Genomic DNA, 15747 nt, shown 5'->3' with positions numbered 1-15747 from the left:
TCCGGACACGAGCTGAAGCAATGAAGGAAAGGGCGTTGATGACGCCAATCCTGCGGGGACGCCAGCGCGCGGAATATGTCGCTTGCGCCACGCTATGGCTCGCGGCGCTTGTCTATTTCTGGAGCTGGTGGTTTACACCCGCACACCATGTCGACCCGATGGGATCGGTCTTGCTGACCCTGGTGCTTGCCTGGGTGACGATCATTCCAGCCTATTTCATCATCGTCTTCTTTCGCGCCGAAAAGCCGACGGGGCAATTGCGGCTTCCCGCCGGCAGCCGCATCGCCATGGTCGTCACCAAGGCACCATCGGAGCCCTTCGCGGTGGTGGCTCGGACATTGGCTGCCATGCTGATGCAGAATGTGCCGCACGACACCTGGCTCGCGGATGAAGATCCGTCACCCTCGACGCTGGATTGGTGCCGCGAACATGGCGTCCAGGTGTCCACCCGCAAGGGCCGCGAAGATTATCACCGCCAGACCTGGCCGCGGCGCACCCGCTGCAAGGAAGGCAATCTCGCCTTCTTCTACGATCACTACGGCTATGAAGGCTATGATTTCGTCGTGCAGCTCGATGCCGATCATGTGCCCGAGCAAGGCTATCTTTTTCAGATGCTTCGCCCCTTCGCCGATCCGGCGGTCGGCTATGTATCCGCGCCGAGCATCTGCGATCAGAATGCCGGTGAAAGCTGGTCGGCACGCGGCCGTCTCTATGCGGAAGCCAGCATGCACGGATCGCTTCAGGTGGGGTTCAATCACGGGCTGTCGCCGCTTTGCATCGGCTCGCACTACGCCGTTCGCACCAAGGCCCTGAAGAGCATTGGCGGTCTAGGCCCAGAGCTGGCGGAAGACCACTCCACCACGCTGATGATGAATGCGCACGGCTGGCGTGGCATTCATGCGCTCGATGCCATTGCGCATGGCGATGGCCCGCGCACCTTTGCCGATCTCATCACCCAGGAGTTTCAGTGGTCGCGCAGCCTGATGATGATCCTGCTGCAATATTCGCCAAGCTTGATCAAGCGGCTGCCGCTGCGTCTCAAGATCCAGTTCCTGTTTTCGCAGCTCTGGTATTCTCTTTTCTCGCTCTTCATGGCGCTGATGTTCGTCATGCCCATCATCGCGCTTGTTAGAGGCAGGACCTTCGTCGATGTCTCCTATCCCGATTTTCTGCTGCACTTCGTGCCGCAATCCGTTCTGCTGATCCTGTTCGCTTATCGCTGGCGCAGTACGCATACGTTCAGGCCGGCCAATGCCAGGATCCTGAGCTGGGAGATGACATTGTTCCTGTTTGCCCGCTGGCCGTGGGCACTCGTGGGCGCTCTGGCTGCCATTCACGATCGGGCGACCGGATCGTTCGTGGATTTCCGCGTCACGCCGAAAGGCACATCGGAGGTCGATCCGCTGCCGTTCCGGGTCCTTGCACCCTATGGCTTTCTCTCTCTCGCCTCCATCTTGCCGGTGCTATCCGTCAGCGCGGAGGAGAGCAGCGGCTTTTATATCTTCGCAACGATGAATGCCGCCATCTACACTTTGCTGCTGCTGGTCATCATCGTCCAGCATGCGCGTGAAAACACGCTCGGCGCGAACAAGCGCTTTTATCGGCCAGCGCTCGCCAGCGCTCTGCTTGCTCTGACGGCGCTGCCATTTGTCGGCATCATGGAGCACGGCCGCGCCGGAGTACAATCACTGATTTGGGACACCGACGGCTACGTGCTGTTCGACAATCGCTTTTCGGTGGCGGGCGCCGGCATTGGCGGGCGTGGACTGCACAGAATGGTGCTCAATCCGCACTGGCACGTGAGTGACACGGACAATTGAGGTTCATGACGGGAAGGACGCTATTGGCGGGAACGCACATGAAGATAGCTGTTATTGGAACCGGATATGTGGGCTTGGTCAGCGGCACATGCTTCGCCGAATGGGGCAATCGTGTCGTCTGTGTGGACAAGAATGCCGATAAGATCGCCGCCCTTCGTCACGGCAGGATTCCGATCTACGAACCGGATCTCGACGAGCTGGTGGAACGAAACTATGCCGCGGGACGGCTGGACTTCACCTGCGACATCGCAAAGGCGGTCGAAGGAGCAGCCATCGTCTTCATAGCGATCGCTGCGCCCCCGCATCCAGGACAAGCGGATGTCGACCTTTCCTTCATTTACCAGGCAGCGCGCGAGCTCGCGGCGCTTATCTCGGCTGATAGTATCGTGGTGATAAGATCGACGGTGCCGGTCGGAACCGGCGACGCCGTGCACAGGATCATCAGCTCGGTCCGGACGCCTGGCACCTTCGCCGTCGCCTCCAATCCGGAATTTCTGCGCGAAGGCATTGCGGTGCAGGATTTTCTCGCTCCGGACCGCATCGTCCTGGGCGTGGAGGAGGAATGGGCCTGCAAACGGCTTGTCGAGCTCTATGATGTCCCGATCGAGCGCCAGAATACGCCCGTCATCATCACGATGCGTCGGACGGCTGAGCTGATCAAGCATGCCGCCAATGCCTTTCTCGCCACGAAGATCACCTTCATCAACGAACTTGCCGATCTTTGCGAGGAGATGGGCAGCGATGTCGGAGAGCTGGCGCTCGGTATGGGGCTCGACAAGCGCATCGGGGCAAGCCTCCTTGCCGCCGGCCCTGGCTATGGCGGCTCATGCTTCCCCAAAAGCGCGCTTGCGTTGTTGCAGACGGCGCAGGACCATGGCGTGGCGTTGCGTATCGTCGAGGAAACCCTTGCCGTCAACGAGATGCGCAAGCGGCGCATGGCACGGAAGGTCAGCAAGGCACTTGGCGGCGATATTGACGGCCTGACCATCGCCATTCTCGGCCTGACCTTCAGACCCGATACCGACGACATGCGCGACGCGCCCTCCGTGCCGCTCATCGAAACCCTGCAGCGCCTGGGTGCCCGCATCCGGGCATATGACCCCGTCGGCATCGAGAATGCAGCAAAAGTCCTCAGCAGCGTCGATTTCCACGAGGATCTTTATGAATGCGCGAGAAACGCGGATGCCGTCGTCGTCATGACGGAATGGGACGCCATCCGAAAGATCGACCTGGCCCAGCTCAAGAAGAAACTGCGCCAGCCTGTTCTCATAGATCTGCGAAATGCGCTGGATGCGGAAGCCGCCCGCCGGATTGGCTTTCACGTCTGCTCCATAGGTAAGTCGGCAAGCACACATAGCAGCCTGCGCGATATCGCCAAACGACGAAACCGGCAGCGAGCCGTAAAGGCGGCAACCCCAAAGCTCGTTCCAATCCACGATACGGGAGAAGCAATATGAAGCCATTAAGGACACAGACCTCCCTGGTCCCCGCTGCATCGCTGGCATGTGCGATCGTGCTTGGACTTGCAGCGGGGAGCAATACGGCCTTGGCCGCAACGACCACCAAGGTGCCGGATGGAGCAAGACCCATGACGGCGGTTGAACTTTACATGCTCTATCACGACAAGAGCTGGCGCTGGCCTGATGGTGCTGGCCGAATGCAGGATACCGACCGTCGGTTTTCTGCCTGGGTCGACGGGACCAACGGACAATCCTGGGCTGAAGGCCGCTGGGCTGTGACGGACACCGGCCGTCTGTGTCTCGAGGCAACCTGGCACGCCACGAACGGCCAGTTTCCCGCCAAGACCTGCTTCATCCATCGCATTCTCGATGGAACGATCTATCAGAAACGCGAGACTGGCGGAGCATGGTTCGTGTTTCGCCATCCCGTCACCAAGAAAACCGACGAGGCGACAAACTTGATCGCCGATGATCTGGTCTCACAACGACTGGAGGCCTTGAAGACCTCTTTGACCGTCCAAAAGACCGAATAGAGGAAGGAGGCAAAGCTATGAAAACTCTATCAAAACTGACGACGACCTTGCTTGCGGCTGGCGCCCTCTGCGGGGGCGTATACGCTGCCAGCAACGGCCTGGACGCGAAGGCCGAGACTCGGCCTCTCTTCAACGACAAGAGGCCGATCATCACACCCCAATCGCTGCCGGGGGGTGCCTATGATCCCAACGGGGACTTTTCCAGTGACCCCAATCCGAAGATCGAACATCTTTTCCTGCCTTGGGAAGACGTCGATCTGTCGACGCTGAGTACGGCAGACGATTATGCCCGCAAGCGTGGGCGTTCGCTGCTGATCACCATCGAGCCCTGGTCATGGGCCCGCGACTGGCGCGTCACGCCTACCGATCTACTCAATGGAATTCTGGTGGGCCACTATGATTCCAACATGACGGCAATCTGCTCGGCGGCCGCGAAGCTCAATGCACCCGTTACCATTCGCTGGGCGCAGGAAATGGATGAGAAGAACGGGCAGTTCACCTGGGCCTACTGGAATGCGGAGGAGTATGTGAAGGCCTACAGGCACGCCGTCACCGTCTGCCGCAAGAGCCTTCCCTCGGCGAAGTATATGTGGTCGCCGATGGGCAAGGATGGGCTTGAAGCCTATTATCCCGGCGATTCATTCGTCGACGTCGTCGGGCTGTCGGTCTTCGGTTACCAGCCGTTCGATCAGCGCAAGCTCGGGCGAGATTCGACCTTCGTGGAAGCGACCAAACCCGGCTACGACCGTGTGAAACGCTTCAAGAAGCCGATCGTGATCGCGGAACTGGGCTACCAGGGCAACGAGGCCTATGTTCACGCGTGGGCCGAGGAAGCCAACAAGCCGCATTCCGAATTCCCTGACCTGAAAGCGGTGGTCTACTTCAACGACCGTGAAGTCTATCCCTGGCCGGATGGTCTGGGCAGGCCGGATTGGCGCGTCGCCACGCCGCCTCTCTTGAATTGACCGCGATGATGAAAGATTGAGGAGAAACCCATGTCTTGGTTCCGTTTCATCATCCTGAACGCCATGTTCGCGATGCTGCTGGCCGGCACCGCGAACGCGGCGACACAGCATCAAATCGATCGAATGACAGCGCGTGCGGCCCATCAAGCCATGCCAATGAGCGCCAAGGAACTGAAAAAGCTCTACTCGGGACGTTCCTGGATATGGAAGGACGGGGCCGGCTTCTTCTCGCGTCATCACCGTCGATTTACAGCCTGGTCGCATACGGGCGCTCAAAAATCCTACGCAAGGGGCATCTGGTATGCGACCGATCGCGGTAGGCTCTGCATGAGCGCTGTCTGGTACAGCAAGAAAAGTGCCGCACCCAACGTGTCCTGCTTCCTGCATCGCAAGAAGGCCGGGATCATCTATCAGAAACGAGCATCAGGCGGAAAATGGTATGTGTTCCGTCATAATCCGATCAAACATGATGACGAAGTTCTGAAACTGCGGCCGGGCGACTATGTTCGCAGACATCTGCCCGGTTGAAGTCGAATACTCACATAGGGGCTTTCTTTTGGATAGCGGGCGGCATGCGTCTCACCTGTTCCGTCGAACCGCCATCCGGGAAATGCCCCTATTCTTTTCCGCGCGCAGTGCGTGGCATCAGCCGGCTCAACTCAAAATGCGCTGCGATTGTAGCAATGCGACGTTCTTCCAAATCCACTTGGTGTGCAGATATAAGGAGAACCTTTGAAGTAATTCTCGGCGGAAACCGAAGTCGTCCTGGTAAGTGAACTTCCGCTATAGAAGACGACATTGTCCTTTTGATACTTCTTCATGTACAACTGCACAGTCTTATTCTTCACGTGCACATTCTCGGCAGCATTTGCAGTTTCATGCATGACCACCGAAGATGCAATCGCAAGTATTATCGATAAAGAGACGCCGACCTTTCGATTACCTGCGGATAGATTGCAAGAATTCTTCCAAAAACTCATAAGTTTACTCTCCTTGACAAGTTTCCTTCGTGTATTTCAGCGGAAAATATTTAAGCAACTTCTATAAATATCTTGAAAATATTAATGAAATCTGCTTAATTTCCCCTTACAGCCTTCGGGGCGGGGACCTGCGACAATGCTGCCTGCGATGATAATAACTTGGCGCGACATTCGGCGGATGCACAGAGCCTCGGCTCAGACATCCACAGACTTCTTTGGTTTGCCGGCCAAGGCGCACCGCGAGGCAGAATTCTTTGCTCAAGACATGAAACGATCACTTTCCTTATGTCCGTCCGCCAACCGGCGGGCGCCCGGATGGACTGAAATTCAGGCTGTTTTGCGACAATTGGGAAAGATCGTAACCGGACAAGGCCTGTACTTTCCGCGCGCGACCCATTTTGGGCGTCGATCACCTATAGGGGCCCGTCCCCTCCATCCGCCCGCGGTAAGGATACCGCCGCGACTGCCAGCCGATTTGGCACGTTTTGTCGAAAGGCCGCCACGATGATGTGGAACAAGACCGAGACTACAGCCGGACAACCAGCTTTTGTCGAAAGGCGCCGGTGGCCCCGCATTTCCGAAGCTCCAATTTGCGGCAAGACCACGGATGTGCCAGAGCTCGTGTCACTGCCATTCTCCACGTCCCATGAGGCTCCCAGTCAGCAATTCCCGGCTTGGCAGAAGCATATGGCGCCGCTGATAGACGCGTATCTTCCCGAAAGCGGCCAGGCCGGAGAAGGTTTCGTGGCATCTCAAACCGTCTGGAATCTTGAAGGGGCGCTTCTCATCCAGCAGCAAACGCCAGCCTTCAGCTATGAACGCTCTCCGGAGAAACTACGCTTCAGCGCCATAGATCATTGGCAAATCACATTCCTGCGCACGGGCAAGACATGGACCAGCGTCAATGGACATGTGGTCGAAAACGAGCCCGGGATGATGGAAATCCGGGCACTTGGCTGCCCGTTTTATGGCCGCACCATAAGCGCGCAATCCGTTACCCTCATTCTACCTTGCGATTTGTTCGCCGATCATGGCGGACTGCCTGGAGCAAGCAACAACATCGTCCTGGGGGGCGCGCGCGTCAAGCTGCTGGCCGACTACATCGCTTTTCTCGAAGCGAACCTCAACCGTTTGACGAGGGATGATCTGCACAGTGTACGCAACCAGCTGCAAGAGATGATATTTCATAGCGTCACGCCGCTGGTGGATGGCCATGCGATCGGCGATCGCAGCTCCGAGATCGGACTGATGACGAAAGCGCGTCGCTTTATTCAGAGCAATCTCGGATCAGCGGAGCTCACGCCGGAAGCGTTGAGCCGTGAATTGGCAATCTCCCGAACCAGACTGTACGAATTGTTCCAGGCATCGGGTGGCGTGTTAAACTACGTGCGCAGAAGGCGCCTCCTGGCCGCACGCGCAGCACTAGCCGACCTGAACAATGGTCAGAAAATTGCAGATATCGCAAGTAATCTAGGCTTCGAATCGGCAGCCAACTTCAGCAGGGCCTTCACACATGAATTCGGCTACAGCCCAAGCGAAGTCCGCAGGCATAGCGGGGAATGCAAGGTAGAGCATCTACCACGCGTGACGAAGACATCCAGCTTCAGCGACTGGCTTAATACACTGGGTATTTGACGGGTACAAACAATGCAGTGGCAAGACAATTTCGACGCAGTTCGGACGCTGCTGAACACATGTCTCACGGACAATAGCGGATAAAGACATGCATGTAGTTCATCAATATTTAGGTGTAGTGTCATCCACAACCACGGCATCATCTTTTAATCCGGTTGTGGTGAGGACGTTGTTTCCCCCTGAGTAATCTCACAGGCCAGCAGGAGTGGTTTGCCGAGCGCCGGGGCATCCTGCTTGCCCAACAAAACGGCGACCGCCGCTGCCGCTATTTCCTGAATCGGCTGCTTCACTGTGGTCAGGCGTGGTATTGTCATGCTCGCGAGCGGAATACCATCAAAGCCGACGATGGAAAGGGCAGCCGGGATTGGGATCCCCAAATCATGGGCTGCACGCATGCAACCGATCGCCTGTTGGTCGGAACTTGCAAAGATGGCAGTTGGGCGCTCGTGGCGGGCGCGCGCGAGAAGATAGTTTCCAGCGGACCGCCCGCTTTCATAATCGAAAGCCGCTTCCGCGATCAGCGGCGCCGCGTTCTGCTCGCCATCGCCGGCCAACTTCATCGCATCGAGATAGCCCCGGAGGCGATCATTGGCTGGGACGGAGTCTTTGGGACCCGAAATGAAGCCGATGCGGCGATGGCCAAGCTTCACAAGATGCTCGACGCCGAGGCGCACGCCGCTGCGATGATCGGCGGCAATGCCGGAATATCCCGGCAGGAGGCGGTCGACGATGACGATTGGCAGGCCCCTCGGCGGCTTGAGCGCATGGAAATCATTGCTCGGAACAAGGATGATGCCGTCCACCTTCCGACTTGTCAGCTGACCGATGCGATCCGCTTCCTTGGCCGCGTGATCGAAAGAGGTCATGACGATGATGTTATAGCCATGCTTCGCCGCCGCTTGCTCCGCGGACTGGACGAGTTCCGAGAAGAAGGGATTGGTGAGATCGGGAATGATGATGCCGATGAGACGGCTGACCTTGCCGCGCATGCTTCTGGCAGAAGGATCGGGCGTATATCCGAGCTCTTCGATGATGCTTCTGACCCGTGCCCTCAATTCATCCGTCACGGAAGGATGGTCATTCAAAACCCTTGAGACGGTCCCGGTGGAAACCCCCGCCAGCTTGGCAACGTCTCGAATTCCAACCTTCGGCATAACGGAACCAATATCCCTTCATTTCACCTTCCGGACCATGGAGGCGCCTGAGCAGCCTCTCAGCTAATGGTCTCTGCCGCCTTAGTCAAAGGGCTTCATGTCAAGCCGATCCCCCACCGCAAAAGCAACGCCGGCTCGATGGAAACGGTTCATCATACCCATCTTCCGAGACCGGTAAAGCTCCAAATTCACCTGTTTTTCACCGCAAAATCGGTGCCTTGACAATTCCTGGCGGCATGATACCCAATATACGTGGAAACGGTTCATTGTCGCAGACAACTCAGGTGGAGCTGAGCTCAGGACCGTTCGGGAGGAAAGAAATGACCAATTCTAAAAAACGCGAATCCGTCTTGATCAACACCAAGCGGCGTACGGCGCTGAAACTGGGGCTTGCCGGCACCCTGGCGCTCGCGCTGTCCTGCGGCGTGTCGCCCGCCTTTGCCGCCAGCAAGCCGAAAGTCGGGCTGATCATGAAGTCTCTATCCAATGAGTTCTTCAAACAGATGAAGGCCGGCGCCGACAAATATGCGGCCGAAAACAAGGATAAGTTCGACTTCAAGGCCGTCGGCATGAAGGACGAACGGGACTTCGCGGCCCAGGTCGATGCGGTCGAGAACTTCGTGACGCAGAAATACGACATCATCGTCGTCGCGCCGGCCGATTCCAAGGCCATGGCCACGCCGCTCGCAAAGGCGGTGAAAGCTGGCGTGAAGGTCATCAACATCGACGTGCCGCTCGATGCCGATGCCAAGAAGGCGGCCGGTATCGATCTCGCCTTCTTCGGGCCGGATAACACGGCCGGCGCCAAGCTTGCAGGCGATGCGCTCGCCAAGGATCTTGGTCCCGGCGCGAAGGTGGTGATCCTCGAAGGCAATCCCGAGGCCGACAATGCCAAGGAGCGCAAGGCAGGCTTCATGGACTCCATCAAGAACGGCAAGCTCGAGCTTCTCGACAGCAAGACCGCGCATTGGGAGACGGAAGAAGCCAACACCGTGATGACGAATTTCCTCACCAAGTACAAGGATATTCAGGGCGTCATGGCCGCCAACGACTCCATGGCGCTTGGCGTGGTCAAGGCTCTCGACGCGTCAGGCCAGGCGGGCAAGATCAAGGTCGTCGGCTTCGACAATATTCCGTCCGTCAAGCCGCTGCTCAAGGACGGCAAGATGCTGGCGACCGTCGAACAGTACGGCGCGGAAATGGCGGCCATGGGCATCAAGTATGGCCTTCGCGAATATGCCGGCGAAAAATTCACCGGCTGGGTCAAGACGGATGTGACACTCGTCACCGCCAAGGATCTCAAATAGTCGATAAACCAGCCTTGCGGATAAGGATGTGCTGGCATTTGCCGGCGCATCCACTTTCCGATCGATCTTCTAGTCGGCCTTTTACCGCGAGGCGTTAGGCCCAGCGGAAGGCGGCGCGAGGAAGATCGCCATCTCCGATTCAAAACGGAAACGCTGATGAGGTGGACGTGCCAGAGACTGTAGATGACGCCATCCTGAAGTTGGAAGGAATAGGCAAGCGCTTCCCGGGCGTCGTGGCCCTGAAGGATGTCTCGATAGAGATCGGTCGTGGCAAGGGTCACATTCTTCTTGGCGAAAACGGCGCCGGCAAATCGACCCTGATCAATCTGCTTGGCGGCGTCTTCAAGCCGGATGATGGCCGCATCCTGTTTGACGGCAAAGCCTATCATCCGTCGTCTCCGCTGGAAGCGTTCCAGGCGGGCATCCGGGTCATTCACCAGGAGCTGCACCCACTTTCCAATCTTACCGTTGCTGAAAACCTGCTCTTTGAGCATCTGCCGCGCCGATACGGCCTGGTAAATTATAAGCAAATGAATGCCAGGGCGACGGAACTGCTGGCGGAAGTCGGCCTCAACGTGGCGCCGACGACGCTTGCTGGCAGCTTGAGCGTCGCTCAGCTTCAGCTTCTCGAGATCGCCAGGGCGCTCTCCAACGAAAGCAAGCTTCTCGTCCTCGATGAGCCGACGGCGACCCTAACCTCGAAAGAAGTCGACCGCCTCTTTGAGATTCTGAAGCGACTGAAGGCGCGGGGTGTCACCACGCTTTACATATCGCACCGCCTCGAAGAGATCTTCGAGGTGGGCGATGACGTGACCATCCTGCGCGATGGGCAGCATGTGATGACGCGGCCGCTCGAAGGGCTTGGAATTCCAAAAATCGTCGAACTCATGGTCGGGCGCGAACTCGCGCAGCATGACGCCTTTCGCGGCGACAGCGCCATCTCCGGCGAGGCGCTCGGCGTCTCCGGCCTCAAAGTGACGAACCATAGCCCGGAGCTGTCATTTTCCGTCGCCAAGGGAGAGATCGTCGGCATTGCCGGGCTTGTCGGCAGCGGCCGCACCGAGGCGGTCCGGGCCATATTCGGCGCCGATATCAAGGCGGCCGGCGAAATCCGCATAGACGGCGAGCCGGTCGAGATTGCCTCGCCCAGGGACGCCGTAACCGCAGGACTATGTCTCGCGACCGAAGACCGCAAGATTCAAGGTCTCATGCTCGATATGAGCTGCGCGCAAAACAGCACCATCACCAATCTCGGTAAGATCTCCCGCAACGGATTGATTTTGCGCAAGGCGGAGGATGATTCCGCGCAGCGCCTCGTGCGTGAATTGCGGATAAAGACACCATCCATCCATCAGGCCGTCAGGACATTTTCGGGTGGCAACCAGCAGAAAGTCGTCATCGCCAAATGGCTGTTTCGCGGCCCCAAGGTGTTGATCTTCGACGAGCCGACCCGAGGCATCGATGTCGGCGCCAAGGCGGAGATCTACGAGCTCCTGTGGAAATTTGCCGCCGAGGGGAAAGGCGTCCTCGTCGTATCTTCGGACCTGCCGGAACTGATGAGCATTTGCCATCGCATCATCGTCTTCTCGGACGGCAAGATAGCCGGGGAAATACCCCGAGAGCAATTTGACGAGAGCAGGATCCTCTCGCTCGCTTACAAGGAGTACAGTCGTGTCCGGCAACATTGAAAAGACGACCGAGGCGAAAGAGGCCAGCGTCTGGGACAAGCTCATCCGGATCTCGATGAAAGAGGCCGGCGTCGCTATCGCCCTAGTCCTGATCTTGATCTTCTTCTCACTGACGGCGCCTTATTTCGCGACGCCGGAGAACTTCCTGAAGATCTTCGTGCAGATCGCTATCAACACCGTGCTTGCCGCCGGCATGACCTTCGTCATCCTCACGGGCGGCATCGATCTTTCCGTCGGATCGCTGCTGGCACTTTGCACGGTCATCGGCGCGACGATCATGATCGATCCGCGGTTTTCTCCGTGGCAGGCGATCGCTCTTGCATCGCTCGCCTCGATGGGGGCCGGCGCGATCCTGGGCGCCATCAATGGATGGATATGCGAGAAGTGGAAACTTCCATCCTTCATCGTCACGCTCGGCATGCTCAACGTCGCGAGCGGCCTTGCGCGTGTCGTCAGCGACAACTCCACCATCACCGGCCTGCCGCAGCCCTTCGTCGATTTCGGCAATCTGATTTTCTGGGGTGTTCTTCCCTCGATCTTCCTGATCGCGATCGTCGTCGTCCTCATCGGCTGGTTCGTGCTGCGCTACACCGTATTCGGACGTTTCGTCTTCGCGATCGGCACCAATGAGGAGGCGGTCCGCCTCTCGGGCCATGAACCGAAAAAATACAAGATAGCGGTCTTCACCATCTCCGGACTGACCGCCGGCATTGCCGCCATGGTCTATCTACTACGCCTCAATGTCGGCAGTCCGGTCGCCGGCATTGGCTATGAATTGAACGCCATCGCGGCCGTGATTATCGGAGGCACCAGCCTATCCGGCGGCAAGGGCTCGATCATCGGGACACTGGTTGGCGCCTGTATTCTGCAGGTGCTGTCGACGGGGTTGCAGCTCTTGGGCGCCGACGACAACATCAAGCCGATCGTCATCGGCGCCGTCATCGTGCTTGCAGTCATTCTCGACAGCTATCGCGGCCGGCTCATGCGGATCCTGGAGAGCCGCTGACAGGGCGGCTCTTTGGAGCAGGTAGGCGCCGAATTAATCTGTCGTCAGGTCCGCTGCAACTTCCATGTCCGGATTTCGAACGGCATGATATCGGCTGGACCGGTGCGTTCGATCGGCTCCTCCAAAATGTTCAGCGACCCCGAAGCCTGCCATCCCGACGGCAGCGTCAGAGAGAGACGGCCGCGCCGACCGGCCGGTTCGTAAAGCCGCAGGATAAGGCCCTCGCCTTCCTCGGCCGGCTTCAGGCCTGAGAAGGCAACCGGCGTGCCTTCGATGTCAATTGGCGACAGGGTGCCTGCCGCAAGACCGCTTGCCTCCATGCTGACCAACGGCTGGTTGAGATCGATCGCCTCCGATAGAACTCCGCCTTCATACCAGGCGCCCTCATGCGGCATCAGCGCATAGGTGAAGCGCTGCTGGCCTTCGTCGGCGAGTGGGTCGGGATAGATCGGCGAGCGCACGAGGCTCATGCCGATGACATTGCCGCGGGCGCTATGACCGTATTTGGCATTATTGAGCAAGGCAACGCCGAAACCGGGCTCGCTCAGATCGACGAAGCGGTGTGCCGCCGCCTCGAACATCGCCTGCTCCCACGAGGTGTTGGTATGCGTCTGCCGCTCCACGACCCCGAAGGCGCATTCGAAAGTCGCTGTACGCGACCGCACGGCGACCGGATTCAGGGTTCTGAGCAGCGTTCGCCGATCATGCCAATCGATGGTCGTCTCGATATCCAGTCTCCGGGCATTGGCCGTCAGAACATACAACTGGGTCACGGTCGAGTTGCGATATCGATAGACAACTTGGATCGCTGCACGATGCGGCCCCTCCTCGACCAAGGCAATGCTCTCCGGCTGTTCGAGCCGGATGCCTTTCTCGGCATAATCTGCGTCCACGTCCCAGGCGTCCCAGTTACGTGGCTTGTCGGCGGGATAGACCCAGAGCTGGTTGGCGGCCCCTTCGATCGCCTCCCGCCCCGTTGCCTTGTGAACAAGACTCGAGACGGCTCCGTCCTGACCGATGACGATAGACAAATGCTCGTTTTCGAGGTGATTGCTATCGGCTTTCAGAACCCCGGCCGGCCTTATCGCCTCGCGATCGAAGACCGCGACGGAAAGAGGCGCGATGGGATCAGCGGAGGCCAGAACCGTTCCATCAGACAGCAATGCGGTGAGCGGGCGCGCCGACAAAGACGGGTTAACGACGACAAGCGCATCGGCGACCCCGCCAAGAGGAAGATGGGCCGACAGCGTCTTCAGGGCACTTGCCTGCTCCGCCTTGGCCTTGCCGATTACGTCGTCAAGTTCCCGCTCGGCATCCACGTAGACCTCGCGAATACTCGATCCGGGAAGGATATCGTGAAACTCGTTTTTCAGAACGACGCGCCAATCGGCCTCAAGACTTTGAGGTTTGGCGGCGCCCAGCATATGGGCGAGCGAGGCCAGCGTCTCCGCCGTGATTAGGGCGCGTTCGGCCTGGCGATGCTTGCGCTTGACGCCGCTTTGCGTCGTCAGCGTTGCGCGATGGAGTTCGAGGTAGATTTCGCCATCCCAGACCGGAAGTTCCTTGTCCTTAGCGGTGAGGTGCGCCTTTTCGTAAAAACTCTTTACCGTCCCCCAGCGCGCCTTCGGGATCGCCGGGAAGTCGCGCAGCTGTACCTCACGCTCGACCATCTCCGGCGTGACGCCTCCACCGCCATCGCCGTAGCCGACGGCCAGCAACGAGGTGTCGTGCTGCGTCTTGCCGCGGAAATTCTTCCAGGTCGGCACGAAGCAATCCGGTTGCACGAAGCCGTTGTAGCCTTGCATGGGATTGTCGAATGTATGGGTCAACACCTTGCTGCCATCGAGCCCCTTCCACCAGAAGAGATCGGACGGAATGTGATTGGTTTCGCTCCAGTTCACCTTGATCGTGAAGAAGCTATCGATGCCCCCAAGCCGCAGGATTTGCGGCAAGGCACCTGAAAAGCCGAAACAATCCGGCAGCCAGCAGACGCTATGACGCAGGCCGAAATGCTTTTCGAAATAGCGCTGACCATAGAGAACCTGGCGCACGAGGCTCTCGCCGGTCGGCATGTTGGTATCCGGCTCGACCCACATGCCGCCGACGGTTTCCCATTTTCCCTCGGTAACTTTCTTCTTAATGCGCTCGAGCAGTTCCGGATCGTCCTCTTCCATCTGCGCATAATATTGGGCGGTCGATTGATTGAAGCGGAAATCGTCGGAGCGTTCCATCAGCGAAAGCGCTGTATTGAAGGTGCGGCGCATCTTGCGACGCGTCTCGCCATAGGGCCAAAGCCAGGCCAGATCGATATGGGCATGGCCCGTCAGCAGCAGCTCGCCATTTTGCGGGAAACGCGCCTGAAGCTCTTTCAGCTGGGCCAGCAGGCGATCATAAGCAGCGGCGGCGGAAGCGCTCTGCGCGTCGCTGAGACCGGCCGGATCGCCCTGAAGTTCCGGCAGCTCCCAGATCTTCTGCTGCATTGCCGCCCCTCCGGTGCGCGAGATATAGGCTGATGTCTCCGATGGCCAGTCGAGACTGCGCAGCGCCCGTTCGGCGGCATCGATCAGATGCGGCACGGCTTCATGGCCATCGAGAATATCGGCAGCCTCGCCGATCTGCTGCAGCAGAAGATGCAACCGGTGGACGGCCTCATCCAGCCAGATCAATCGCGCCTTGTTCAGCTTCGGCGCCCTATTGGGCTCGCCGAAGGGAAAACGCGCGACGCTCTCGGTTGTGATCTGGAAGTCGCGACCCTTGATCGGAAACTCCTGGTGATAGGGGTCCAGACCGAAGGTCTCCGCTTCGCCATCAGGGTAACGCAGCGTCAGCAGGCTCTCGCCGCCAAGATCGAGCTGCAGGCGGGTTTGTTCAAGCGGCCAGTCCCGCGGCCCCGTTGCCTTGGCGGCAAAGCGAACCGTCCCTTCACGATGCGGCCAGTCCTGATGATGCGCAATCGGCTCCCCATCGAAGGTCCAGCCGTCGATCGCGAGACTTTTCCTGTCGCGCCAATGCGCAAGCTCCGTAGTGCGGACTTTCAGGCGATCAAGGCGTTGGGCAATAGTGAGGGACATTGGCGGATCCTATCGGGAAATCGGCAACTGACGACGGGGGAGAAAATAAATCAGCGCGAGTTGATCGCCGGCCCCGCGCCCCTCTCCCTCCCAGCGGATCGCATAGCCCAGGTTTAGATTAAGTAACT

11 protein-coding genes are annotated in these 15747 nt (G+C 58.6%); 9 read left to right on the top strand and 2 right to left on the bottom strand.

Translation table 11 applies throughout. The features are described from left to right. The first annotated feature begins 38 nt into the window (after nt 1–38). The 6 genes from JJQ51_RS25405 (at nt 39) to JJQ51_RS25380 (ending at nt 7393) form a co-directional block, all read left to right on the top strand. Nucleotides 39–1820 carry a glycosyltransferase family 2 protein gene (locus JJQ51_RS25405; protein ID WP_442967348.1) on the top strand — a complete coding sequence of 594 codons (1782 nt, stop codon included), beginning with the start codon at nt 39–41 and terminating at the stop codon, nt 1818–1820. Between the two features lie 38 nt (nt 1821–1858). Beyond that, nucleotides 1859–3277, top strand: coding sequence for a UDP-glucose dehydrogenase family protein (locus tag JJQ51_RS25400; RefSeq protein WP_113353334.1), 1419 nt, complete (start codon nt 1859–1861; stop codon nt 3275–3277). Continuing rightward, nucleotides 3274–3813 carry a DUF995 domain-containing protein gene (locus JJQ51_RS25395; protein WP_269245469.1) on the top strand — a complete coding sequence of 180 codons (540 nt, stop codon included), beginning with the start codon at nt 3274–3276 and terminating at the stop codon, nt 3811–3813. Before JJQ51_RS25400 ends, JJQ51_RS25395 begins: the two co-directional genes overlap by 4 nt. A gap of 17 nt (nt 3814–3830) precedes the next feature. Beyond that, nucleotides 3831–4778, top strand: a complete 948-nt coding sequence (locus JJQ51_RS25390) for a glycoside hydrolase family 26 protein (protein WP_269245468.1) — start codon at nt 3831–3833, stop codon at nt 4776–4778. Between the two features lie 30 nt (nt 4779–4808). Continuing rightward, nucleotides 4809–5306, top strand: coding sequence for a DUF995 domain-containing protein (locus tag JJQ51_RS25385; RefSeq protein WP_113353337.1), 498 nt, complete (start codon nt 4809–4811; stop codon nt 5304–5306). A gap of 956 nt (nt 5307–6262) precedes the next feature. Next, nucleotides 6263–7393 (top strand): helix-turn-helix domain-containing protein, encoded by a 1131-nt coding sequence (locus JJQ51_RS25380; protein ID WP_113353339.1) that lies wholly within the window; start codon nt 6263–6265, stop codon nt 7391–7393. A 146-nt stretch (nt 7394–7539) separates the two neighbouring features. Here the strand turns inward: JJQ51_RS25380 and JJQ51_RS25375 are convergent, their stop codons facing one another. After that, nucleotides 7540–8547 carry a LacI family DNA-binding transcriptional regulator gene (locus tag JJQ51_RS25375; RefSeq protein ID WP_113353340.1) on the bottom strand — a complete coding sequence of 336 codons (1008 nt, stop codon included), beginning with the start codon at nt 8545–8547 and terminating at the stop codon, nt 7540–7542. 320 nt (nt 8548–8867) lie between these two features. Here JJQ51_RS25375 and JJQ51_RS25370 point away from each other — a divergent pair, with 320 nt between their 5' ends. From JJQ51_RS25370 to JJQ51_RS25360, 3 genes are all read left to right on the top strand, one after another. Then, on the top strand, nt 8868–9854 hold the full coding sequence (locus tag JJQ51_RS25370; protein WP_113353341.1) for a sugar ABC transporter substrate-binding protein: 987 nt from the start codon (nt 8868–8870) through the stop codon (nt 9852–9854). A gap of 161 nt (nt 9855–10015) precedes the next feature. Further along, the gene (locus tag JJQ51_RS25365; protein ID WP_371865522.1) at nt 10016–11542 is read left to right on the top strand and encodes a sugar ABC transporter ATP-binding protein; all 1527 of its coding nucleotides are present in this window, start codon (nt 10016–10018) and stop codon (nt 11540–11542) included. Beyond that, entirely contained in the window at nt 11526–12548 is a 1023-nt protein-coding gene (locus JJQ51_RS25360) for an ABC transporter permease (RefSeq protein WP_112338060.1), read from the top strand. Before JJQ51_RS25365 ends, JJQ51_RS25360 begins: the two co-directional genes overlap by 17 nt. A 44-nt stretch (nt 12549–12592) precedes the next feature. Here the strand turns inward: JJQ51_RS25360 and JJQ51_RS25355 are convergent, their stop codons facing one another. Beyond that, on the bottom strand, nt 12593–15619 hold the full coding sequence (locus tag JJQ51_RS25355; RefSeq protein ID WP_152095106.1) for an alpha-mannosidase: 3027 nt from the start codon (nt 15617–15619) through the stop codon (nt 12593–12595). Nucleotides 15620–15747 lie beyond the last annotated feature (128 nt).

Origin of the sequence: Rhizobium sp. AG207R (assembly GCF_027109195.1) — a bacterium.
In the GTDB taxonomy this organism is placed as follows: Bacteria; Pseudomonadota; Alphaproteobacteria; order Rhizobiales; family Rhizobiaceae; genus Rhizobium; species Rhizobium dioscoreae.
Note: the sequence above shows the minus strand (reverse complement) of the source record. Positions and strands in the feature narration are given on the sequence as shown.

Bases quoted from the DNA above. Each gene is read 5' to 3' on its own strand.
- JJQ51_RS25405 (WP_442967348.1), top strand. From the start codon at position 39: ATGACGCCAATCCTGCGGGGACGCCAGCGCGCGGAATATGTCGCTTGC.
- JJQ51_RS25400 (WP_113353334.1), top strand. From the start codon at position 1,859: ATGAAGATAGCTGTTATTGGAACCGGATATGTGGGCTTGGTCAGCGGC.
- JJQ51_RS25395 (WP_269245469.1), top strand. From the start codon at position 3,274: ATGAAGCCATTAAGGACACAGACCTCCCTGGTCCCCGCTGCATCGCTG.
- JJQ51_RS25390 (WP_269245468.1), top strand. From the start codon at position 3,831: ATGAAAACTCTATCAAAACTGACGACGACCTTGCTTGCGGCTGGCGCC.
- JJQ51_RS25385 (WP_113353337.1), top strand. From the start codon at position 4,809: ATGTCTTGGTTCCGTTTCATCATCCTGAACGCCATGTTCGCGATGCTG.
- JJQ51_RS25380 (WP_113353339.1), top strand. From the start codon at position 6,263: ATGATGTGGAACAAGACCGAGACTACAGCCGGACAACCAGCTTTTGTC.
- JJQ51_RS25375 (WP_113353340.1), bottom strand. From the start codon at position 8,547: ATGCCGAAGGTTGGAATTCGAGACGTTGCCAAGCTGGCGGGGGTTTCC.
- JJQ51_RS25370 (WP_113353341.1), top strand. From the start codon at position 8,868: ATGACCAATTCTAAAAAACGCGAATCCGTCTTGATCAACACCAAGCGG.
- JJQ51_RS25355 (WP_152095106.1), bottom strand. From the start codon at position 15,619: ATGTCCCTCACTATTGCCCAACGCCTTGATCGCCTGAAAGTCCGCACT.